Source organism: Polyangium mundeleinium (assembly GCF_028369105.1).
Taxonomy (GTDB): domain Bacteria; phylum Myxococcota_A; class Polyangia; order Polyangiales; family Polyangiaceae; genus Polyangium; species Polyangium mundeleinium.
In genome coordinates, this window is sequence record NZ_JAQNDO010000001.1 from 5,579,633 (window position 1) to 5,601,536 (window position 21,904).

Annotated in this window: 19 protein-coding genes; 8 read left to right on the top strand and 11 right to left on the bottom strand. The window is 69.0% G+C overall.

Going from position 1 to position 21,904, the window contains the following annotated elements; all coding sequences use genetic code 11:
- Nucleotides 1-2: 2 nt before the first annotated feature.
- The 4 genes from POL67_RS22245 to POL67_RS22260 all read right to left on the bottom strand — a co-directional run bounded on the left by POL67_RS22245 (nucleotide 3) and on the right by POL67_RS22260 (nucleotide 4,273).
- The gene (locus tag POL67_RS22245) at nucleotides 3-704 is read right to left on the bottom strand and encodes a C-type lectin domain-containing protein (protein WP_271920208.1); all 702 of its coding nucleotides are present in this window, start codon (nucleotides 702-704) and stop codon (nucleotides 3-5) included.
- Between the two features lie 232 nt (nucleotides 705-936).
- Nucleotides 937-2,769 carry a sigma 54-interacting transcriptional regulator gene (locus tag POL67_RS22250; RefSeq protein WP_271920210.1) on the bottom strand — a complete coding sequence of 611 codons (1,833 nt, stop codon included), beginning with the start codon at nucleotides 2,767-2,769 and terminating at the stop codon, nucleotides 937-939.
- An 81-nt stretch (nucleotides 2,770-2,850) separates the two neighbouring features.
- Entirely contained in the window at nucleotides 2,851-3,264 is a 414-nt protein-coding gene (locus POL67_RS22255; protein WP_271920212.1) for a hypothetical protein, read from the bottom strand.
- Between the two features lie 16 nt (nucleotides 3,265-3,280).
- Nucleotides 3,281-4,273, bottom strand: a complete 993-nt coding sequence (locus tag POL67_RS22260; protein ID WP_271920214.1) for a LysR family transcriptional regulator — start codon at nucleotides 4,271-4,273, stop codon at nucleotides 3,281-3,283.
- 202 nt (nucleotides 4,274-4,475) lie between these two features.
- On the opposite strand from POL67_RS22260, the gene POL67_RS22265 reads away from it, so the two are divergent.
- Nucleotides 4,476-5,615, top strand: a complete 1,140-nt coding sequence (locus POL67_RS22265; RefSeq protein ID WP_271920216.1) for an alpha/beta hydrolase — start codon at nucleotides 4,476-4,478, stop codon at nucleotides 5,613-5,615.
- 63 nt (nucleotides 5,616-5,678) lie between these two features.
- Here the strand turns inward: POL67_RS22265 and POL67_RS22270 are convergent, their stop codons facing one another.
- Genes POL67_RS22270 through POL67_RS22280 form a run of 3 tightly spaced genes read right to left on the bottom strand, consistent with a single transcriptional unit; the run spans nucleotide 5,679 to nucleotide 7,311 of the window.
- Entirely contained in the window at nucleotides 5,679-6,323 is a 645-nt protein-coding gene (locus POL67_RS22270; protein WP_271920218.1) for an SRPBCC family protein, read from the bottom strand.
- Nucleotides 6,320-6,709, bottom strand: a complete 390-nt coding sequence (locus POL67_RS22275) for an ArsR/SmtB family transcription factor (protein WP_271920219.1) — start codon at nucleotides 6,707-6,709, stop codon at nucleotides 6,320-6,322. Before POL67_RS22275 ends, POL67_RS22270 begins: the two co-directional genes overlap by 4 nt.
- Before the next feature lie 50 nt (nucleotides 6,710-6,759).
- Nucleotides 6,760-7,311: a YkgJ family cysteine cluster protein gene (locus tag POL67_RS22280; RefSeq protein ID WP_271920220.1), complete on the bottom strand. Its 552-nt coding sequence runs from the start codon at nucleotides 7,309-7,311 to the stop codon at nucleotides 6,760-6,762.
- Between the two features lie 98 nt (nucleotides 7,312-7,409).
- Here POL67_RS22280 and POL67_RS22285 point away from each other — a divergent pair, with 98 nt between their 5' ends.
- On the top strand, nucleotides 7,410-9,215 hold the full coding sequence (locus POL67_RS22285; RefSeq protein ID WP_271920222.1) for a S53 family peptidase: 1,806 nt from the start codon (nucleotides 7,410-7,412) through the stop codon (nucleotides 9,213-9,215).
- Between the two features lie 45 nt (nucleotides 9,216-9,260).
- On the top strand, nucleotides 9,261-9,452 hold the full coding sequence (locus POL67_RS22290; RefSeq protein WP_271920224.1) for a hypothetical protein: 192 nt from the start codon (nucleotides 9,261-9,263) through the stop codon (nucleotides 9,450-9,452).
- Nucleotides 9,453-9,467: 15 nt separating this feature from the next.
- Here POL67_RS22290 and POL67_RS22295 read toward each other — a convergent pair whose 3' ends face one another.
- Nucleotides 9,468-11,612, bottom strand: coding sequence for a hypothetical protein (locus POL67_RS22295; protein WP_271920226.1), 2,145 nt, complete (start codon nucleotides 11,610-11,612; stop codon nucleotides 9,468-9,470).
- Nucleotides 11,613-11,643: 31 nt separating this feature from the next.
- Entirely contained in the window at nucleotides 11,644-12,432 is a 789-nt protein-coding gene (locus tag POL67_RS22300; RefSeq protein WP_271920228.1) for an alpha/beta fold hydrolase, read from the bottom strand.
- Between the two features lie 164 nt (nucleotides 12,433-12,596).
- On the opposite strand from POL67_RS22300, the gene POL67_RS22305 reads away from it, so the two are divergent.
- The 5 genes from POL67_RS22305 to POL67_RS22325 all read left to right on the top strand — a co-directional run bounded on the left by POL67_RS22305 (nucleotide 12,597) and on the right by POL67_RS22325 (nucleotide 19,582).
- Nucleotides 12,597-13,109: a hypothetical protein gene (locus POL67_RS22305; RefSeq protein WP_271920230.1), complete on the top strand. Its 513-nt coding sequence runs from the start codon at nucleotides 12,597-12,599 to the stop codon at nucleotides 13,107-13,109.
- Nucleotides 13,110-13,308: 199 nt separating this feature from the next.
- Complete coding sequence (locus POL67_RS22310) at nucleotides 13,309-13,467, top strand: hypothetical protein (protein ID WP_271920232.1); 159 nt, start codon at nucleotides 13,309-13,311, stop codon at nucleotides 13,465-13,467.
- 3 nt (nucleotides 13,468-13,470) lie between these two features.
- Entirely contained in the window at nucleotides 13,471-14,712 is a 1,242-nt protein-coding gene (gene secF, locus POL67_RS22315; RefSeq protein ID WP_271920234.1) for a protein translocase subunit SecF, read from the top strand.
- Nucleotides 14,713-14,727: 15 nt separating this feature from the next.
- On the top strand, nucleotides 14,728-16,767 hold the full coding sequence (locus POL67_RS22320; RefSeq protein WP_271920236.1) for a monovalent cation:proton antiporter family protein: 2,040 nt from the start codon (nucleotides 14,728-14,730) through the stop codon (nucleotides 16,765-16,767).
- A gap of 145 nt (nucleotides 16,768-16,912) precedes the next feature.
- Nucleotides 16,913-19,582, top strand: coding sequence for a PAS domain-containing sensor histidine kinase (locus POL67_RS22325; protein WP_271920238.1), 2,670 nt, complete (start codon nucleotides 16,913-16,915; stop codon nucleotides 19,580-19,582).
- On the opposite strand, the gene POL67_RS22330 is transcribed toward POL67_RS22325, so the two are convergent.
- The gene (locus POL67_RS22330; protein ID WP_271920240.1) at nucleotides 19,570-20,784 is read right to left on the bottom strand and encodes an ammonium transporter; all 1,215 of its coding nucleotides are present in this window, start codon (nucleotides 20,782-20,784) and stop codon (nucleotides 19,570-19,572) included. The two genes, POL67_RS22325 and POL67_RS22330, sit on opposite strands and share 13 nt — an antisense overlap.
- A 140-nt stretch (nucleotides 20,785-20,924) precedes the next feature.
- Complete coding sequence (locus tag POL67_RS22335; protein ID WP_271920242.1) at nucleotides 20,925-21,890, bottom strand: MBL fold metallo-hydrolase; 966 nt, start codon at nucleotides 21,888-21,890, stop codon at nucleotides 20,925-20,927.
- Nucleotides 21,891-21,904: the final 14 nt, after the last annotated feature.

The window sequence follows — 21,904 nt, forward strand, 5'->3', positions numbered from 1 at the left end:
GCTCAGCCGTTCGTATCGCCGGCCGATCTGTCGCAATCGTCGGGCGTCGTGCAGCCGAGGTCCGGCGGGACCGATTGCGTCTCGAAGGGCGCGTTCATGGACTCGTCGCAGGGCACTTCGACGCGCTTGCCGTCCTTGCCTGTGGTGAAGCACGCATGGAACTCCTCATCGTACCAGATGAGCTTGTCCCACATCATGCCGCAATCCTCGTTGTTGGCATTGTTGGGCTCGTCGGTGGACCAGTTCAGGAAGGACGCGGAAAACCCGTTCGACCAGCGGTAATCCCCCTCGGTGACGCGGTCATGGAGGTCGATCCAGTAGCCTTGCGTGCCCACGGCGAACGGCTGCAAGAACGTGTTCTCGGGGAGGTTCTCGATGCGGGCGAGGCCGTAGCCGCGCCCCTCGCACATCGCTTGCGCCTTTGCATGATCGAGCTGGTCCTGGCAGACGCGGTATTCGTGGCCGCCCTGCACGTACGTCTGGCAATCGCAGATCCCGTCCTCGTCGATCCGCTCGTCGCCGTCGTCGTCGACGCCATTGCAGGTCTCCGTCACGAGGGCCTGCGGATCCTCGTCGGTGAAGCCCTCGTTCTCGGCGCCGGCGTCGGCGAAGCAGCCGGCGATCGGGGCCGCGCAGAGCACGAGCGGGGCGGCGAGGAGCAACGAGCGGAGCGAGGAACGGAAAACACGCGTCGTCGAGAGCATGGCGAGAGACCTCCGGGGAGCCACGCCTTCCGCGCCGTTCATCGGGCGGGGTGGCTCGTCGTTCGCCGGGGAGCGATTGCGTGATCCGTGCCAGCCCCGAACCGAGCGAAGATCATGGGGTTTTCGAGGGAGACGCGCGCGCAGGTCCCGCGGGGATCGATCCGATCGGCGATCGATCGATCCATCGATCGATCACCTGATCGATCGATGGCCTCCGCGTGCTCGTGGGACGTTACGCGTCCCCGCCGCCCATCAGCCGATCCACGCGCCGCTTCATCATGATGCGCGTGATCCCGAGCAGCCGCGCCGCCTCGCTCACGTTGCCTTTCGCCCGCGACATGGCCTCTTCCACGAGCATTTTTTCCGTCGGTTCGAGCTCGGCGAATTGCTCGGCCAGGCTCTTGCCCCGCGGCTGCCCCGGCTTCGGCCGCGCCGCGCCGAGCCGCGGCGAGAGGTCGTGCGCGTCCACGAGCGGACCGTCCGCGTGGATCACCGCGCGCTCGACCTCGTTGCGGAGCTCGCGCACGTTGCCCGGCCAATCGTGCCGCAGGAGCGCCGATTGCGCTGCCTCGGAAAATCCTTCGATTCGTTTGCCCATGGCCGACGCCGATTTGCGCATCAGCGCCATGGCGATGAGCAGGACGTCGCTCTCGCGCTCGCGCAGCGGCGGCACCTCGATTTCGACGACTGCGATTCGATAGTACAGATCCTCGCGGAACCGCTTCTCGGTGATCTCCTTCATCAGGTCCTTGTGCGTCGCGCTCACCACGCGCACGTCGACCTTCTGCGTCCGCTCCGCGCCGAGCGGCTGGATCTCGCCCTCCTGCAGCGCGCGCAGGAGCTTGGCTTGCGCCGGCAGCGCGAGATCGCCGATTTCGTCGAGGAACAAGGTTCCCCCGTCCGCGAGCGCGAATTTGCCGCGTTTCTTCGCGACCGCCCCCGTGAACGCGCCCTTCTCGTAGCCGAAGAGCTCACTCTCCAGCATCGTCTCCGGGATCGCGGCGCAGTTCAGCGTCACGAAGGGCCGCGCCGCGCGCGCGCTCGATTCGTGTAGCGCCCGCGCCACGAGCTCCTTGCCGGAGCCGCTCTCGCCTCGCACGAGCACGTTTGCGTGCCCCGCCGCCGCGTATTTCGTGATCTGCGCCCGGAGCTGCGTCATCGCCGCGCTCCGGCCGATGATTTCTTCCGCGACGCCGCCCCCCGTGAACGCCTCCGCGAGGGCCTCCGCCCGCTGGTAGCGCTCGGCGCTCTCCAGGGCCGCGCTGACGAGGTGCCCGAGCGCCGTCAGATACGCGAGATCGTCCGGCCCAAAGCGCTCCGCCTCCTGCCGATCGTCCACGTACAAGAGGCCCACCGGCCGCGCCGAGAGCCCGAGCGGCACGGCCATCGCCGATACGATCCGCTCGCGGTGCATCGTCGCGAGCCCCGCGTCCCGCAGCGCGTCGCGCACGATGACGGCCTCGCGCCGGCCGAGCGTCGCTTCGAGCACCGCGCGCGAGAGGACCACGTCCGCCGAGGAGCCGCGCCGCGCCCGGCAATAGCGGCGCACGATGCCGCGGGTCGCGTCGCCGAGCCCCACGAGCGCGCGCTCGCCGCCGAGCACGTCCACGATGGCTTCGAGCATTTCGCCGAGCATCACCTCGGTGTCGCCCATCGCCCCGATCGCGCGGCTCACGTCGAAGAGGAGCGACAGGCGCCGATCCGCCTCGGCCTTGCGCGGAGGCGGCCCCGCGGCCGTGACCTGGTGGTGCACGATCGTCCGCTCGTCCTCCTCGTGGAGCTCGAGCAGCACGTTGCCGATCTGGATCCGGTCACCGGCGACGAGCGTGTGCGCCGTGATCGGCTCGCCATTCACCCGCGTGCCGTGCCGCGAGCCGAGGTCGCAGAGCTCGAAGCCTTTTTCGGAGCGCGTGAGCGTCGCGTGTTTTCGTGAGACCTGGTGATCGTCGAGGACGAGCTCGTTTTGCTCGTGCCGCCCGATGTGGAGGACGTCCGGGAGCGGCACGGAATAGGCCATCTGGCCCGGCTTGCGCACGACGAGGTGGGGCATGGTCCTCGCGTGCATCGTAGAGGATCGTTCTGCCCGACTGAACGTGGATCTCGTGCGTGCCGCAACGGAAACCGGGCGAGGCGAGGTTCCTTGCGATCAGGCGGGCGGTTCGGGGACCGGATACGGCGCGGGCGGTTCGGGGACGGGGTACGCGGCCGGCGGCTCGGGGACCGGGTAGGGGGCGGGCGGCTCGGGCGTCGCGTAGGCCTCGGGCGCGGCCGGCACCGGATAGGTCTCCGGGGGAATGGGCGGCACGTACGGCGCGTCGGCGGCGGCCGAGGGGGCCGCTGCGATCGGCGGGCGCGGCGCGAGCGGGGATTCGGGGATCACGGGCGGCGGGGGAAGGGGCGGCGCCTCGGGGACGCGCGGGCCTTCTCCTGCGCCGGCGGGCGGATCGAGCTTCGGCACAAAGACCTCGGGAATGGCCGGCATGGGCGGCACCTCGACCTCGGGGATCGCGGGGAGGGGGACTGGGTTCGCCTTCGTCTCCTGCGGGCTCGCGTCGCTCATGACGCGTTCGACTTTGTCACGAGGCGTGCTCGGGGGCGAGCGGGGCCTTGGGGCTTCGGGCCTTTTTATTGCGCTCCGCGCCTCGCGCGTGGGCGAGCGGCCGCGCGGCTCGTACGAGCGCGTCGCGGAGCCAGCGCGCGCCGGGATCCTCGTGCGTCCTTTCGTGCCACATCATCGTCATCGTGACCGGCGCGAGGTCGAGCTCGGGGGGCGGCTCGAACGTGGCGAGCGGCAGGAGCGCGGTGAACGTCGCGGCCACGTGGGCGAGCATGGTCGTCACGTGATTCGACGTCGCCACGATGTGAGGCACGACCAAAAAATGCGGGACGGTGAGGGCCACGCGGCGGACGAGCCCCTGTTTCGCGAGCGCGCCGTCCACGATCCCGCCCGGCGTCCCGCGCGGGGAGACGAGCACGTGCGAGAGCTCCGCGTACGTCGCGAGATCGAGCTTTCCGTGCGCCCGCGGGTGATCGGCGCGCGCCACGCCGACGAACGTGTCCTGGAAGAGCGGCACGCGGCGCACGTCGAGGGGCAGCGATTCGTGCTCGAAGCGCCCGACCGCCACATCCATTTCGCCCTCGCAGAGCGAATCGGCGGCCGGAGGAACGCCGATGGGCAGGATGTGCAGCGTGAGGTTCGGCGCTTCGCGGGAGAGGATTTCTTCGAGCGCGGGCAAAAGGACGAACTGCACGTAGTCCGTGGCCCCGAGCTTGAGCGTGCGCCGGCTCGTCTTCGGGTCGAACGAGGGCAGCGGCGCGAGCAGCGCTTCGAGCTCTTCGACGACGGCCCGGGCGCGGGGCACGAGGGCCTCGGCGCGGGGCGTGAGCGCCATGGTGCGGCCCACGCGCACGAGCAGCGGATCGCCCAGCGTCTCGCGGAGCCGGGCGAGCGTGTGGCTCATCGCCGGCTGGCTGAGCCCGATCCGCTTGGCGGCCTCCGTGACGCTGCGCTCCTGGAGAAGGGCGTCCAGGGCGACGACGAGGTTCACGTCGATGCCTGCAAGATTCATCGCCCGAACGAGGGCTACACGATCCCCGCAGAGGCGCCAATCCTCTCGCGCTTATGGAAGTGCATCTATAATCGATCCTCATCTCCTCGGCGGTCTGTCAGGGGCCATCCTCGGCGAATCCCGTTGACCCTCGCACGAGGATGCCTGTAACTGTTTGTAAACGAACGTTCGTTCTGTTGGGCGATTTCCACAGGAGCGGCCCATGCGTACCTACTTTGCTTGTGTGCTTGCGTTCGTTTCCCTCCTCGCCTGCGGGGAGAACGTCGACAACCCGTCGACGGGCTCGGGAGGCAGCGGCGCGGCCGGTGGAGCCCCGGGCACCGGGGGACTCGGCGGCGGCGGCGCGGGGGGTGACGGCGGAGGTGTCGGAGGGGCCGGTGGCGTTGGTGGAGCCGGAGGGGCGGAGCCGAGCCCGTATTTCGTCGATCTCGATTTGCCCGAAGCGTCCACGCCGCCGATCCCCACGAATGGCATCGACGTGACGTTTTACGCCGACGTCGCGTATGGCTCGGACCCGCTTCATCGGTTCGACATCTTCCTGCCGAAGAGCGCCGCGCCCACACCGCTCCTGATCTACATCCACGGCGGCGGGTTCACCGGCGGGGACAAGGCGGAGAAGTACAACGCGAAGGTCACGAGCGTGCTCGCCCAAGGCGTCGCCGTGGCGAGCCTCAATTATCGGCTGCTCGATCCCGTAGATACCGAGGGGGTCGCAAAGCCGCTCGGCGACTGCCGGCGTGCATTGCAGTTCCTCCGGTACCACGCGAGCGAGCTGAACCTCGACGCGAGCAAGGTCGCGCTGCTGGGAAGTTCGGCGGGCGCGGGCACGAGCTTGTGGCTCGCATTTCACGACGACATGGCCGTCGCCGGCAGCGCCGATCCGGTGGCAAAGCAATCGACCCGGCCGGTCGCGGTCGCGGCGAATGCCACGCAGGCCACGTATGATCTGATCAAATGGGAGACGGTCGTCTTCACCGAATACGGCTTCTCGATGGTCGACACCGCCGTCGCGTTGGGGCTCGAGCAGCGCTTTGCCTCGTTCTACGGAATGGGATCGATGAGCGAGATCGATACGCCGCCCATCCAGGCCTATCGCGCCGACGTCGACATGCTCGGGCTGCTGAGCGCCGGTGATCCGCCCGTGTACGTGCACAACGCGCTCGCGACGGTGGAGTCCCCCAAGAACACGAGCGAGCTCTTTCACCACGCTTACCATGCGCGCGCGGTCATGCAGGCCGCGCAGGCTGCGGGGGTGCCGGTGGTGGCCAAGATCGAGGCCCTCGGCGTGGACACGTCGATGGGCCAGGACGAATGGGCCTTCCTGCTCGCCAAGCTGAAGTGACGCCGCTGTCGAACCTCGCCACGCGAAAGGACGCGGTGCTGGGCTGCGCTACGCCGACGTCGCTCAGGTCCCCGGCGTCGGGTCTGGCGCGTAAAACTTGGTCGTGTTCTCGACGGCCTTCTGCGCATCGGCTGCCGATGCACCGGCGGCCTGGTTCGCGGCGCCCCAGGCGACGCTGCTGCCGGTGATGAACATCCGCGCCTCCGGCGTCAGCCCCCAGGCGTCCTTGTCTTCGATGAACAAGGAACGGAGCTCGTAACACAGGCCGAGGAGCGTGAGATCCCAGCCGACGCCGACGGCGCCGGGACCGTATTCGGGCCACATGCCGGGCGGGGCGATGGCGGCGTGCTCGAGCTCGAGGACCGTCTCCTCATTTTCGCCGACCGACAGCCGCACCTCGACCTTGCTGTTCCCGTCATCCTGCGGGGCCACCGTCCACGTCACTTCGAGCAGGCGGGGAGGCTCGCAGCGCAGGATCTTGCCGCCGGCATTTCCTTTGAGCTGGTAATGACCGCCGACGCGCAGGTCGCCCGTGAGGGGGAGAAACCAGCGCTGGACGCGGGCCGGGGTCGTGATCGCATCCCAGACGTCCTCGATCGCCGCATCGTAGCTCCGTCGTAACTTCACCGTGTGGCCTTCGCCCCCGGGCATGGTTTTGGGGCCGGTCGAGCGATGGACGGCGTTGAGCTCCTTCACGAGGTCGATCATGGTTTGTCCTTCTCCCTTGGGGTCGTGTCGTCGTTCGTGGACGAACGCGCTTCGGCCTTCAAGCGGCGCTCGCGTTTGCCGCGCGCGAGCTCCGTGGCCAGCGCGTCCAGGCGCTGCTCCCAGAATTGGCGGAAGCGATCGAGCCACAGGTCGACCTCCTGCAAAGGCCGGACGTCGACCGCATACAGCCGGCGGGTGCCCTCCGCCCGGACCGTGGCAAATCCGTTGTCCCGCAGCACCTTCAGGTGCAGCGATACCGCCGGCTGCGAAATCCCGAACTCCCTCTGGATGACCTCGGTGATCGCCCCAGAAGTTTGCTCACCGTCGGCGAGCAGCTCGAGGATCCGGCGGCGGACCGGGTCCCCGAGGACGTCGAACGCTTCCACGGCGGATGAGTATCACCATCCGCTTATATTAGTCAAGGCTGATGATCGTGTCAGGGGGCGCAGAGCGCCGTCATCTCGATCCGCTGCCCGCGTGAGAGCCCTTCCGCATCCGCGTACGCCGCGTCGAGCGCCGCGAGTACCGTCGAGAGCGTCGTTTGATCGAGCACGCTCGACGGATCCAGCGACGCGAGATCCTGCCCGACGAAGTTCTTCGGGCACGCGTCGACGACCGGGAGCGATCGCCCGGCCTTTCGTTCGGTAAAACGAATGGGCAAGCCGTGCGTCCGGCAGATCGTGGGGCGCGCCTCGTACACGGCGCAGCGGCCGTCCTCGCCGAGGGCCGGACAATCCGTCCCCTCGGGCTCGGCCGCCCGTGCCGCCACCCTTTGCCGCTCCTCGGCGGGCAGGCGATCGAGCGCTTCCAGCACCTCCGCCGCCTCGATCGTCGTGACCGAGAATCGCCGCCGGCAGCAGTCGTCGCAGCCCGCGTGGCAGGTGAGGGCCTCGCCATGCCGGCTCTGCGCGCGCGCGAAAAACGAGTCGACCTTGAGGAAGAGCTCGTGCAAGCGCTCGCGAGGAGAGGGCGTTTGGACCTCGGACATCCCGGCTCTCTAGCATCCGCCCGCGCCAAACACGAGCCGAGGCGCGCGTCCAAGCCCCCCGTTTGCCTCACGCGAGCCGGCTCGGGTAGGCTCGCCCCATGTCCATGACGCCGCCGCCGGGCCCGAACGAGCCGATCGACATCACGGTGATCCTCCACGAACGTTCGCGCGCGGAGCTCCTGGACTTCGTAATCGAGGGCTCCGATCCCGCGAGCCCGCGCTTCGGCCATCACCTCTCGCGCGCCGAGCTCGCGGGCCTCGTCGCGCTCCACGACGTGCAGATCGACGCCGTGCACACGTGGCTCCGGCACGCCGGCCTCGAACCCCTGCCGTCCGGGCCCGTCGGCCGACAGCTCATCGTCGTGCGCGCGCCCGAGGAGCCGATCCGCCGCGCCTTCGGCCGCCACCTCGCCGATTGGCTCCGCGAACCGACCGGCCACCGCGCCCCGCGCGTCGACACCGCCGTGCCGCGGGATCTCGCCGGCTTCATTCAGGCCGTCCACGGCCTGCGCAACGCCCCCGAGGCCCGCAGCTCCATGGTCTCCCGCGCGCGGCAAGAAGAAGTTCCGGTCGAGCTCCGCGAGGGATTTCCTTTTTCGGTCCGCAGCGAACCGGGAAAACCCCCGCCGAACCTCGCCGGCGTCACGCCCGCCGACATCCGCCGCATTTATTCGTTCCCGGACCACCTCACGGGCGAGGGGGAGACCATTGCGCTGCTCATGCTCGGCGGCTCCATCGACATCGGCGACCTGCACCTCTTCTGGCGCGCGCACGGCATCACGCCGCCCGCGGTGGAGATGATCGATCTCGGGCCCACGCGCGGTGGCCGGCTCGTGGATCCGCTGCACCGGCTCGAGGCCACGATGACCGTCGCCTGGGCCGGCGCGATGGCGCCCGGGGCGCGGCTCGTCGTGTATTTCGTCGACCCCGAGGTCATCGCCGATCCCTGGTCCATGTTCCTGCTCGCCGTCATCGGCGACGAGGCCCGCGACGTCACGGTGGCCTCGACGAGCTGGATCACCCCCGAGCGGAAGTATTATCGCATCTTCGGATCGAGCGTCGTCACGGGCCTGCTCGATCAAGCCGCGGCGCTCGGGATCACCGTGGTCAGCGCGGCGGGCGATTGGGGCGCGCTCGACGGCATTCCGCGCCGCATGGTCGACGGCTACGCCGTGAGCGACGCGCCCTGGCCGCACGGCGTGTTTCCCGCGGTCGAGGAGCGCGTGCTCAGCGTCGGCGGGACCATGATCACCTGCCTCGATCCGCTCACCGAGCTCGCCTGGAGTGGCCCGCCGCCGGTCGCCGTGGCCAAAATGGTACAATTCACGCAGCTCGCATCGAGCGGCGGCTTCAGCCAGGACGTCCCCACGCCCGCGTGGCAACGCGACAGCTTGCGCAAATGGTATGCGCGCGGCGCGAATTCACCCGCGGTCGTCCCGTATGGCCGCGGGTTTCCCGACGTTGCCTTGATGGCCTCGGGCCCCTCGGTGCAGCGGGGCGAGGTGCTCTCCGCGCTCGGCTATCAGGCGGTGATCGGCCGCAACTGGATCGATTACGCGGGCGGCACGAGCATGGCCGCGCCGATATGGGCCGCGATCATCGCGCTCGCCAATGAGGGGCGGCGCCGGGCGGGCAAGGGTCGGGTCGGCTTCGTCAACCCGGCCCTCTATTCGCTGCGCAAGGCCGATCCCCCGGCGTTCCGCGACATCACGATCGGACAAACCGACGTCTGCGTGCGCGTCGCGAACAGCGTGGGCAAGGCCGTCGTCCAGCGCGTCGATGGCTACAGCGCGTGCGCCGACTGGGATCCGGTGACGGGCCTCGGCGTGCCGCACGTGACGAACCTCATCGAGCACCTCGTCGCGCTCGGCAAGCCCCTCGAAGGGGCAGGGAAGGGCGGCTGAACGCAGGGGCTACCTGTCCTGCCCGGCGCGTGTCATGATCGTGACATGAGCAAGTCCCGAAACGAGGTCCTCGAGGAGTCCAAGAAAAACGCGGTCAAGGCGGGCGTCGTGACGGCCGGCACGGTGGCTCTGGCCGTGGCGGGCATGCCCGTCCTCGCGACCGTCGCCGCGGTCCCGGCGGCCGTGCTCGGCTGGAAGTGGTGGAAGCACCGGGCGGAGAACGGGATCCGCTTCTGAGCCCCGCGGCTCCCCTCAGCGCCCCTTGGGGAGCCGGGCCGTGCTCGTGTCGATGCGCGCCACGTCGTTCGCGCCGCCGGGCGCGTACCGATGTAGCTCGGTGATATAGATCGACGACTCCCCGACATGCGCCCACAGCGCAGCGCCGTCGGACACCACCGTGAAACGGGCGCTGCCGCCTGCGAGCTGCCAGGGCGCCCATTCCTCGCCGCGAAGGGCGAAATTCTCCTGGCCGCGCGCGACGATCGTGCCGTCGGGCGCGCGGAGGACGTCCCACGTATTCTTCGGCAGGCTCGCCGCGATACGCCGGAACGCCCCCTTTTCGAAGAGGAACACGCCGGCCGTGCTCTTCCAGAGGATCCCGAGCTGCGTGTGCATGAGCTCGTCGGAAGGCTCGGCGGCGATCATCTGTGATTTGTCCTGGAAGAGGACCTGAATCTTGGGTTTGCCGTCGCACGACGTCCCGATGAAGAAACGCGCATCGTCGAGCCTCGGCCAGCCGTAGAGATCCCGCATCGGCGCGAGCTTTGTGGCCGGCGGGGGCGCGGCTTCACACGAAGGCGGCATGTTCGGTCCGGTCGGATCCTCCCATTCGCCGTCGTACCCGGCGAGCTGCTTCCCCGCGCCAAGGGGCTCGTAATAATGCGCCTCGCCCCGCGCGTCGGGGTTCCGCACCACGAGATAAAGCTTTCCGTTTTTCTCGACCACCCGCTCGGCGACGAGGTGGCCTTCGATCCAATGCTTCTTGATCGGCTGGAACTTCGTCCCCCGCAATTCGAGGACGTGAATCCAGTACGGGGACGGGGCGTCCTCGTCGTTGCGCGGCTTCGGGCCGTCATCCCGGAGCAAGACGAACACCTTGCCGGCGGCAAACGAGACCGTCGTCGGCTCCGCGAACTCGCCCGCGAGGACGAACGGCCGCTCGGGCGCGGCGAACGTGGGCGCGGGCGGCGCAGGTGGCGGCGTGGGCGCGGCCGTCGGAAGCGCCGTCGTCGCAGCCGGGACGACGGGCGGTTCGGGATCCTCGTACAGCTTGCGCCGGGCGATACGCGGGGGTTTGGCGTCGAGATCCATCCAGTACACGTACGACCCCGCCACCGCCACCCAGTCCGGCTTTTCGCGGTCCGTGGCAATTTCGTACGGCGCGCAGGAACCATCTCTGGGGACACGAAGAACAGCGCCGCGGAGGGGAGACGCCCAATACACGAATTGCGCGTCGGTGACGAGCGGCCCCGCGGGGAGCGTCGCTCCGCTCGGATGCGCGGGGACTGCGGGGCCGAGGAGCTGCGGGTCCTTGCCGTCCTTCGTGAGCCGCGCGATCTTCATGCCGCCGAGGTTCGGGTGCCCGTGCAAGGCGAAGATGTCGTTTCCGGCGAGCGTGAAGCGGCGCCCGTCGTATCCGCCGAACGCGTCGCCGATCTTGCCGTCCGACACCGCCTGGGCGTCGCTGCCGCCGTCCACGGGCATGCGGTGGAGCATGTCGTAACCGCCCTGGAAATAAACGAACGCGCCGTCCGTCGCGACGCCGTGGGATCCGCCGAACGGGCGCAGGAGGGTTTTTCCGGGCCCTCCTTTTCGTGGCGCCGCGTAAAGCCCGCTCGAGATGCCCGACTGCGTCGGGACCGACTCTTCCCGCGTGAACACGACCCGATTGGGCGTCAGAGCAAACCCCGAAATGCACCCTTCCGGCGTCACCGACGTCATCGGCCCGCCGTTTTGCCCGACGAACCCGAGGAGCCCCGCGCAGCCCTGATCGTAGCGCTCCTCCGCGCGAAACCAGACCTCTCCCTGGGAAAGCGCGAGCCCCCGGACCACCGACTGTTTCGTCACATCCGCGACGAGCGTCCTGCGATCGCCCCCGTTCATTGCGGCGCGCACGACGGCGTGCCCGTCGGACCACACGAGATACGCGCCGTCGGTCGTGAACACCGTGGCGCCCTCGGCCGTCGTGAGCTCCTCGATGGGCGCCGTCGGCCGCGCGCACGGATCCGCGACCGGCTTCGGGGGCTTTGGCGGCTTCGGCTCCCCGGTCGGCGCTGCCGTGGCTGTCACCACGGTGCTCCGCGCGGGCGGCGCGCTCGTCACGGCCGGCTCGGCGCCTCCGCACGAGACGATCGACGTGGAGGCGAGGAGGAGAGCCGTGGGCCGCAACGTGCGCATTGCCTTTCGCTACGTGGGCGGTCGTGCACCGTCAAGCCGATTCGGAGAGCAGCCGCTCGACGAAGGCCTGCACCGCGTCGATCACCGCTTGCGGCTGGTCCTTGTGGGGGGAATGGCGGCACGCGTCGAGCTCGACGAGCGCGACGTCCTTGGCCTGCGCGGCGATGCGGTGGATCTGATCCATCGTGCCATACTCGTCGTCCACGCCCTGGATCGCGAGGATCGGGCAGCGAATGCGCGGCAGGTATTCCTCGATGTTCCAGGCGCGGAAATCCGGGTGCAGCCAGATATCGTTCCAGCCCCAGAACGCGGCGTCCACGTCGCCGTGGTATTTGCCGAGCCGCGCCGGCAGATCGGTGGTCGTATACGCGCGCTTGGCCTTTTCGATGCTGCGGATCGAGATGTCCTCCACCAGCACGTGCGGCGCCATCACGACGAGGCCGGCGAGCGGCGTCTCGGTCCCCCCGGCGCAGATCAACGCGATCGAGCCGCCGTCGGAATGGCCCATCAGGATCGGCCGTTCGATTCCGAGCGCTTCGAGCAGCGCCGGGAGCACGAGCAGCCCCTCGTCGTGCATGTATGTCGGCCGGCGCGGCAGCCTCGCCGGTTCGGATCCGCCATACCCCGCGCGATCGTACACCACGGCCTCGCAGCCGGTGGCATCGGCCACCTTTTGCGGGAAATCCCGCCACATCGTGACAGAGCCAATCCCTTCGTGCAGGAATACGAGGGAAGGCGCCCCGGCGCGCGGCATGGCCGAGGGCAGGCGAACGTATTCGAGGCGGGCGCCGTGGAGGGGTGGGGTTTTTGACGCAGACATCCGAGAGCGTGAGGATATCCGAGGTCCCCCGGTTGTCGAGGTCCGCTCGAAGGCGCCGCGAGGTCGTTGCAGTTCAAATCATGCCCTTGGATCTTTGGGCTTGAGTTTCTGGACGATCCGAGGGACAAGAAATCCTCCCGCGAGCTTCCATGACGCGCCCCCCGATGGCAAACGACCCGACAGGGCGCCGAGACACGAGGCCACACGAAGGCCGCGCTCTCCCGCTCGGCGTCGTCGCCGGCCTGCTCGCCCTCGTCTCGCTGGTGTTCAGCTCGATCGGGCTCGCGCAGGTGCGTGGAGGCGGCGCGGGCGCGCTCTCCGCGACGCGGACCGTCGGCGCGGTCGTCGAGCTCCTGCAGCAGGCCGCGGCCCCCGCTCCCGTGCAGGCGCGGATGCGTCCCGTGCCCGAGGGCCCAGGAGATCAAGCGGATCGCCCCTCCCGGCAACCCCCACCGCCCTCCTGGGCGCGGCCCCGCGGCCCGATGGATACGCCGCTGGATCCCGGCGCGATCGGCTGGCCCGTCGTGGTGGTCCGCGCCGCGGCCGCGCGCGGGTTTGCCGGTTCGCCGGTCGAGCGGCGCCGATTCCAGGAGCTCCCCGAACGGGCGCTCCGGTCCTCCGATTACCTCGCCGTCAACCCGGCGCGTGGTCCTCCCCAGCCCGAAGGCCGGAGCTAAACGGCGAATTCGCGCGTTTTGCGCCGTCGCCACGCTCCGCCTTCTTCCTTCGTCGCCACGAACCAAGGTCATTCGCGCCCTCCCGAACGGGGATCGGGCGCTGTTTTGGCTTTGGTCCTTCGATGACGCACGCCCTCGGGACGCATGGTTCCGGGTGTGCGCTGGCTCGTATGCCCATGGGCTTGGGTTCGAGGAAAAGATGTCAACGTTGTATGCGGTCGTTTTGCGCTCGGAGCTCCTGCTCCTCCTGCTAGTGTCGGTCCCCGTGTTTCTTGGCGTGGGGATCCGGCTCGTCGCCGGCAATGTTTGCCGCGCGCTCTTCGAGCATCGTGGGGCCGAGCCCCCGGCGGGGGCTTGATCCATGGAGTTCATCAAGCCCGGACGTCAGTTCGATTTCATGAGCAAGCGCCTTTACTTCATCGGCGCCAGCGTCCTCTTGCTCCTCCTCTCCATCGTCACCTATTTCGTCCCGGGCCTCCGGCTGGGCACGGATTTCCGAGGAGGTACCGAAATCGAGGTCGCGCTCAAGCAGAGCGTCCCCACGACCGAGATCCGGCACGCCGTGGAGCGCGCGGGATTCGAGTCCCCGGAGGTGATCGAAGTCACGAGCCCCGGAACGCCGAACCGGGTCATGATTCGTGTCCTCGAGGTCAATACGCTCACCGAGGATCAAAAGCAGGCCGTGCGGCACCGGCTCTGCCTCGCGGAGGAAGGCGAGGCCACGGCGGATCCGCGTTGCGCGAACGTGCTCGTCCCGACGGAGATTCGCTTCAGCCCCGGCGGTGACAAGATCTCGCTCCGGTACGAGAAGGCCCCCGACCTCGCCGCGATCGAAAAGCAGATCGAGGGCATCGAGGGCATCACGCTGCAATCACGCGAGCGAGGCGTGGTCCTGGCGAACGAGCGGGATCACAAGGTCGACATCCACCTCCGTTCGAAGGGCGATCTGCTCCTCGACGGGCTTCGCCACGAGCTCGGCGACGACAAGGTCCCCGAGCAGGCCTTGCGCGTCGAGTGGATCGGCCCGAAGGCGGGCGCGCAGCTCCGGGACGCGGCGATCAAGAGCGTCCTCATCGCGCTCATCTTCATCATGGGCTACATCGCCCTCCGCTTCGATCTGCGCTTTGCGCCGGGCGGGATCGTCGCGCTGGTCCACGACGTCGGCATCGCGCTCGGCGCCATGGCGGTCACCCAGCGCGAGATCACGATCTCCACGGTCGCCGCGATGCTCACGATCGTCGGCTACTCCATCAACGACACGGTCATCGTCTACGACCGCATCCGCGAGAACCTGCCGCGGCATCGCGGGCTCTCGTTCGCGGCGATCATCAACCTCTCCATTTCGGAGATGCTCGGCCGCACGATCATCACCTCCGGCGTGACGGCCCTCTCGATGTTCGCGTTCCTCTGGTGGGGCACGGGCATGATCAAGGACTTTGCTTTTGCGCTGCTCGTCGGCATCGCGGTCGGCACGTATTCGTCCATCTACATCGCCGCTCCGCTCACGGAGTGGATCGACAAGCGGTTCTTCGGCGGAAGCGCGGTCCAGCGTCGGGCGCCCAAGCGCACGAAGCAGGAGAAGCGCCCGCATGCGGTCGTATGAAACATAGGCGGTCCCATGGGTGAAATCCCTCTCCTCGATGAAATTGCCGTCATTGCCGCGCTCGGGGTGCTCGTCACGGTCATCCTCTCGCGCCTGCGCCTGCCGACCGTGGCGGGGCTCCTCTTCTCGGGCGCACTCGTGGGGCCGTTCGGCTTCAAGCTCGTCCATTCGATTCACTCGATCGAGATCCTCGCCGAGGTCGGCGTCGTCCTCTTGCTCTTCACCATTGGCCTCGAGTTCTCGCTCGCGCGCCTGAAGAGCATCTTCCGGCAGGTCGCGCTCGGCGGGATCCTCCAGGTCGGTTTGACCACGGCCGTCGTGGCCGGCGTCGCCATGGCGCTCGGACAACCGGCGGGGCGGAGCGTGTTTTATGGGTTCGTCTTCGCGCTCTCCAGCACGGCGATCGTGCTCCGGGCGCTCGCGGAGCGGCGCGAGCTCGACGCGCCGCACGGCCGCTTCATCGTCGGCACCTTGATCTTCCAGGACCTCTGCGTCGTGCCGATGGTCCTCATCGTGCCGATGCTGGGGACGGCGGCGCAGGGCGGCGACATGGCCCGTGCGATTGGCCTCGCGCTCGGCAAAGCCGCGGCCCTCGTGATTGCGACCGTCCTCGTCGCGCGCCTCGTCGTCCCGCGTGCGCTCCGGTGGGTCGCGGCGGCGCGGAGCCGCGAGGTCTTCCTCCTGGCCGTCCTCGCGCTTTGCGTGGGCACGGCGTGGCTCACGGCGAAAGCGGGGCTCTCCCTCGCGCTCGGCGCCTTCCTCGGCGGCATGGTCGTCGCCGACACCGAATACGGGCACCGGGCCATGGGGGACATGCTGCCGCTCCGGGACGCTTTCGTGAGCGTCTTCTTCGTCTCGCTCGGCATGCTCTTCGACGCGCGGGTGGTGCTGGAGCAGCCGCTCCTCGTGCTGCTCTTGCTCGCGGGCTTCCTCGGGGCGAAGGGCTTCCTCGCGACGCTCGCGGCCTTCGCCATGCGCTTCCCGGCGCGCGTCGCGTGGCTCGCGGGCGTCGGGCTCGCGCAGTTCGGCGAGTTCGGGTTCGTCCTCGCGCGGCTCGGCGAGAGCACGGGTGTCGTGGATGCAAGCGCGACGCGCCCGCTGCTCGCGGCCGGCATCACGAGCATGTTCCTCACGCCCGTCGTCGTGCGCGTGGCGCCGCATTTGACGGCCGGCGAGCGCCTGCTCTTGCCGCTCGAGCGGCTCATCGGGGTGCGCAGCATCGACGAGGCCGATGGCGGCGACGAGCACGCGCTCGCCGGGCACGTGGTGATCGTGGGGTACGGCGTCGCGGGCAAGCTCGTCGCGCGCGCGCTCGCGGCGTGCGGCGCGAGGTACGTCGTGCTGGAGCTCAACTCCGAGACGGTGCGCGTCGCGCGCGCGGCCGGCGAGCCGGTCTATTATGGTGACGCGACGAGCGAGGAGGCGCTCGGGCACGCGCACCTCGAAAAGGCCCGCGCGCTCCTGCTCCTCATGAACGACCCGCAAGCCGCCCAGCGCGTGGTGGACACGGCCAAGCGCGTCGCCAAGGACGTGCCGATCCTCATGCGGGCGCGGTACATGCTCGAAAAGGAGCCGCTCCTCTCGATGGGCGCGACCGACGTGGTCGCCGAGGAGGTCGAGGGTGGCGTGGAGATCCTCGCGCGGCTGCTCCGCTGGCTCGAGATCCCTCGCAACGTCATCGAGGAGCGGATCGACGAGGTCCGCGCCTCGACGCAGACGACCGAGCGTTCCCATACCCTGCCGCGGCGCGTGCTCGGTGAGCACGGGGATCTCGCCGAGCTGAAAATCGAGAGCGCGCTCCTCACCGAGACGAGCGCGGCCGTCGGCCGATCCGCGGCCGCGCTTGGGGTCCGTGGGCAAACGGGGGCCCTCATCGTGGCCATGCGGCGCGGGGGAAAGCTCCTCGAACAGGCGGACCCGAACGATCCGTTCATGGTCGGCGACATCGTGTACCTCGCCGGGGCGGTTGGCTCGGTGAAAAAGGCGCTCGATATGCTGACGCGCCCGTCCTCTCCCTCGGCGCAGCCGGCCGCCGAAGGCGAGCTCTCGCCCTGAGGGCTCGTTGCGAGCCCTCGGTGTGCTGGGGCGTGCCGGGGCTCCCCCCAATCCGCTACTCTCCGTGTGGTTTTCCTGGTAGGTTCTGAGCCCCCGCGAGCCCGCGTGCGGGCGTCCCGGACGGGCCTCGCGGGACGGGGGGGTCTTGCCCAGAGCCATCGAACACCTGTCTTCCCTCGGCGCCACACTCGCGCCCATCGCCGATGGGGTGCTGGTGGTCGACGCCGCGTGTCGCGTCGCGTTCGCCAAGGATCCCCTGCGAGCGCTCGTGCGACGCCCGCTCCAGGCCGGAGAGGACATCCGGCTCGTGATCGCGGAGGCGACCGTGCGCCGGAAGGACGGTCGAATCCTGGCCTGGGGGGAGACACCCCTGGCGCGGGCGCTCGAGGGCGCTTCGATCGTGGACGAGATCCTCTCGTTCGACGTGCCGGGCGCGGACGGTCGGCTGATCGCCGTGACCGCGAGCCCGATCCGGGACGACGCAGGCGCGCTCTCCGGCGCGTACGCCCTCCTCCGTGACGTCACGGGCCGCGTGCGTGCCGAGGACACGCTGCGCGAGAGCGAAGTGCGATTCCGTCACCTCGTGGACGCGCTGCCGGACATCGTTTTTTATCAGGACCTCGATCTCCGTTATACCGAGGTCTACAACCTCTGCCCGCCCCTGCGTCGGGAGGACTTGATCGACCGGACCGACTTCGAGGTGTTTCCGCGGGCGTCGGCCGAGGAGCTCACGGCCATCAAGAAGACGGTCCTCGCGACGGGGACGGGCGTGCAGCGCGAGTCCTGGCTCCCGATCGGCGACGAGCGCCGTTGCTTCGACGCCTTCTACGCGCCGCAGCGCGACGCCGAGGGGCGGATCGTCGGGATCGCGGCGTTCGCCCGGGATGTCACGGAGCGCAAGGAGATGGAGGAGGCGCTCCGGCGGAAAACGAAGGAGCTCGAGGCGGTCTTTTCGGCGCTGCCCGATCTGTATTTCCGGTTCGACGCCGTGGGCACGTACCTCGATTGCAGGGCAGGTCGCCTGGCCGATCTCTACGTACCTCCCGACGAGATCCTCGGCAAACAGGTCGGCGAGGTCTTGCCGCCCGAGATCGCCCGCCGGTGCGAGGCCGCGATCCACGAGGTGCTCACCACCCGCGTCCCCTTCACGCTGGAGTACGAGCTCACGTGGGCCGAACGAACGCTCTTTTTCGAGGCGCGCATGTTGCCCCTCCTCGACGACCAGGTCGTCGCGGTCGTCCGCAACGTCACGGCCGAACGGCAGGCCGCGGTGGAGCGCGAACGGCTGCTGCAGCGGATCCAGACCGAGCGCGGACTGCTCGAAGCGGTGCTGCGGCAGATGCCCTCCGGCGTGAACATCGTCGACGCGAAGGGCAGGTTTCTCCTCACGAATGAACAGAGCGCACGCATCGCCGGCGCCCCGCAGCAGGCCGCGGACCTCGACGAATGCGAGGGCGCTGCGTTTTACCACGAGGGCAACCTGTGCGCCGTCGAGGATTTTCCGCTTTCACGCGCGCTTCGGGGCGAGACCATCCGGGACGAGGAGTACACGTACGTGCGGAGCCCCGACGAGCGGGTCGAGGTCAGCATGAGCGTGGCGCCGGTCGTGGATCGCGAGGGGCGCATCGTCGCGGCCGTGGGGGTGTTCTCGGACATCACCGAGCGAAAGCGAATGGAGCACGCGCTCGCGACCGCGCGCGCGGAGGCCGAGCGCAAGGCGGCCGAGCTACGCGCGCTCCTCCGGAGCATGGCCGAATCCGTGCTCGTCATCGATGGCCAGGGCAGGGTGATTTTGCAGAACCAGTCGAGCCGCGAGATCGGCGGCAACCTGGTCGTCCACGTCCGCGAGGCCCTGAACCACATGCGGATGCTCTCGCCCGGCGGAGCGCCCTTGGCCTGGGAAGACTACCCCGCCCAGAGGCTCTTGCGGGGCGAGACCATCACCGATATCGAATATGTCGTCGAATTTCGCGATGGATCCCGCCGCTACATCCTCGTGAGCACGAGCGCGGTGCAGGACGGGGACGGTCCGATCGCCCTCGGCGTCGTCGTCTCGCGCGACATCACCGAGCTCCGACTGCTGGAGAAGGCGCGGGAGGACGTGCTGCACGCCATCTCGCACGACCTGCGCCAGCCCATCACGGTGATGATGTCGGCCGCGCAGATGCTCCGGCGCATGCTCTCGCGCGCCCGGATGGACCACGAGGTGTCCGTCGTCGATCGCGTCGTCGGCAGCGCCAGGCGCATGGCCTCGATGATTGACGACCTCGTCGACTCGGCGCGGCTCGACTCGGGCCAGCTCCTGCTCCACACCGAGCCCTGCGATTTCCTGCCCCTGATCCAGGACATCGTCTCGCGCGCGTGGACGATGCAGGACCAGGCGCGCCTGCGGATCGAGCGCCCGCCCGAGGTGCTGCCCCCCGTGATCCTCGACGCGGCGCGCTTCGAGCGTATCCTCGTCAACCTCGTCGGCAATGCGCTCAAATACTCCCCGCCCGAGGAGATCGTGACCATCGGCGTCGAGGCGAAGGACGTGGAGCTCGTGGTCGCCGTGCGGGATCGAGGCTGCGGCGTGCCGGCCGAGGAGCTCCCCCACCTCTTCGAGCGGTATTACCGGGCGAGGACCGGAAAGAAGGTCGAGGGGCTCGGGCTCGGGCTCTTCATTGCCCGCCAGCTCATCGAGGCGCACGGCGGGCGTATCTGGGTCGAAAGCGAAATCGGCAGGGGCAGCACGTTCGCATTCACGCTGCCCCTCGTGCCAGATGGCCGCGGGGACGGCCCGTCCGCTCGGCTCCTCCGCGATCAGGATGCGTAACCCGTCTCGCCGTGCTCGGTCGCGTCGAGGCCCTCGCGCTCCTCGTCCTCGGCGACACGCAGGCCGATCACCTTGTCGATGGCCTTGAGCAGGAGCCACGTGACGATCGCCGCATACAGGCCCACGACCACGATGCCGGCGAGCTGCGGCCCGAGCTGCGCGACGTTGCCCGCGAGCGCGCCGTCCCGGCCTGCGTCGTTCAACGCCTTCTGCGCGAAAACACCCGTCAGGAGCGCGCCGATCGCGCCGCCCACGCCGTGCACGCCGAAGGCGTCGAGGGCGTCGTCGTAGCCGAGCCGCTCTTTTCCTACGACCGCGAAATAACAGGCTGCGCCCGCGACGAACCCGATGACGGCCGCCGCGGCTGGCGAGACGAACCCGGCGGCGGGCGTGATGCCGACGAGCCCCGCGACGAGGCCCGAGGCGACGCCGAGCGCCGTGGGTTTGCCGCGTTGCCACCATTCCACCGCGATCCAGCCGAGCGCTCCCGCGGCCGCGCCGACGTGCGTCGTGACGATCGAGAGCGCGGCGAGCGCGCCCGATCCGAGGGCGCTGCCCGCATTGAAGCCGAACCAGCCGAACCAGAGGATGCCCGCGCCCGTGAGCGTCATCGTGAGGTTGTGCGGCTGGTGGCGCTCGTGCGGATAACCGACGCGTTTGCCGAGGACCACGGCGCAGACGAGCGCCGAGGCGCCGGCCGAGAGGTGCACGACGGTGCCGCCCGCGAAATCGAGGGCGCCCATCTTGAAGAGCCAGCCGCTCTCGCTCCAGACCCAGTGCGCGACCGGATCGTACACGAGCGTCGACCAGAGGAGGACGAACACGGCATACGCCGGAAATCGCATGCGCTCGGCGAAGGCGCCGGCGACGAGGGCCGGGGTGATGACGGCGAACATCATCTGGAACGCACAAAACGCGAGGTGCGGCACGGTCCCGCGCGCCTCGGTCGCGAGCGGGGCGAGCCCGGCATACCCGAGGCCGCCCACGAGCCCGCCGATCGAGGGCCCGAACGCGAGCGAATAGCCGAAGAGGACCCACTGGAGCGTCACGATCGGGAGCGCGGCGAAGGCGTGCATCAGCGTCGACAGCACGTTCTTGCGCCGCACCATCCCGCCGTAGAAGAGGGCGAGGCCCGGCGTCATGAAAAGCACGAGCGCCGTGGAGACGAGGAGCCAGGCGGTGTCGCCCGTATCGACCTTCATGCTCGATCGATACACCCTCGCATGTTTCGTGAAGGTTTCCGCGGTGCGTCAAGACACGCGCTCTCCGACCCGAACGGAGGAAACGCGCGGCTCATGTGCGCCGCTGTAGGTGCGTCGCGCCGTCCGTGTGGAGCTGCCGGTTATTTCGCGGCCGCCTTTGCCGCTTGTTTCTGCCAGACCTCTTCGAGGCCGACGTCGAGAAAAACGTCGTAATCGAGCCCGGGATACGCCTTCATCATGCGCTCCTTGACCCGATCGATCGCCCCTGCCGGCGGCGGCATCGTGGGGTTTTCCTTCGCCACTTCGTCGAGCAGCCGCCGCAGATACCCCGTCTCCCATGGGAGCAGATCCGCGCCGCCCGTCTTGCCCCGGCCCGGGTGCACGAACCGCGGTTTCATCGCGGCGATCTCCCCGAGCCGCTCGATCCAGGCCTCCGTCTCGCCGATCTCGACCCAGGCGTGGGTCCCTTGCCCCACGAGATCCCCCACGAACACGTGCCCGTCGTATTCGAGGACCACGTGCGCTTCGGAGCAACCCGGGCCGAGCACGTGCGCCTTCACCGTCACCCCGCCGGCCGAGAGCTCTTGCGTCGCGTCGCCGAAGCTCTCCGGCTTGGGGAGATCCTTCGGGTAATCGGGCGCGTACCGCGCCGCGAAGGAGCGTGTCCGGATCTCGTGCACGTGCGGGATCTTCGCGAGCACCTGCGCCGACGTGACCACCCGGATGCCCCGCGCCTGGAAGGTGGACGTGCCATTGAATTTGTCCGGATTGGGGTGCAAGACGATCGCGAGCTCGACCTTCTTGCCCGTGAGGGACTCGGCCTGCTGGAGGAACTCCGCCGAGGCGGAGGGCAAAAACTGCGTATCGATGACGATGAGCCCCGTCGGGCCCTCGATCCAGAACGAGTTCGTCTCGAAGCCCCACGGAATGGACGTGTACACGCCGATGCGCGGATCCGCTTCGAGGCGCGCGGACGTGCCAGTCTTTCGGGGTTTGCCCGACGTGGCCACGTCCGGCGAAGGCGAGGCCGCCCCGCCGCAAGCCGACAGGGACGCACCGAGGAGCATCACGCAGAGAAGGGGCGAGGCGAAACGGGACAGACGCATGCGCGCATGTATCC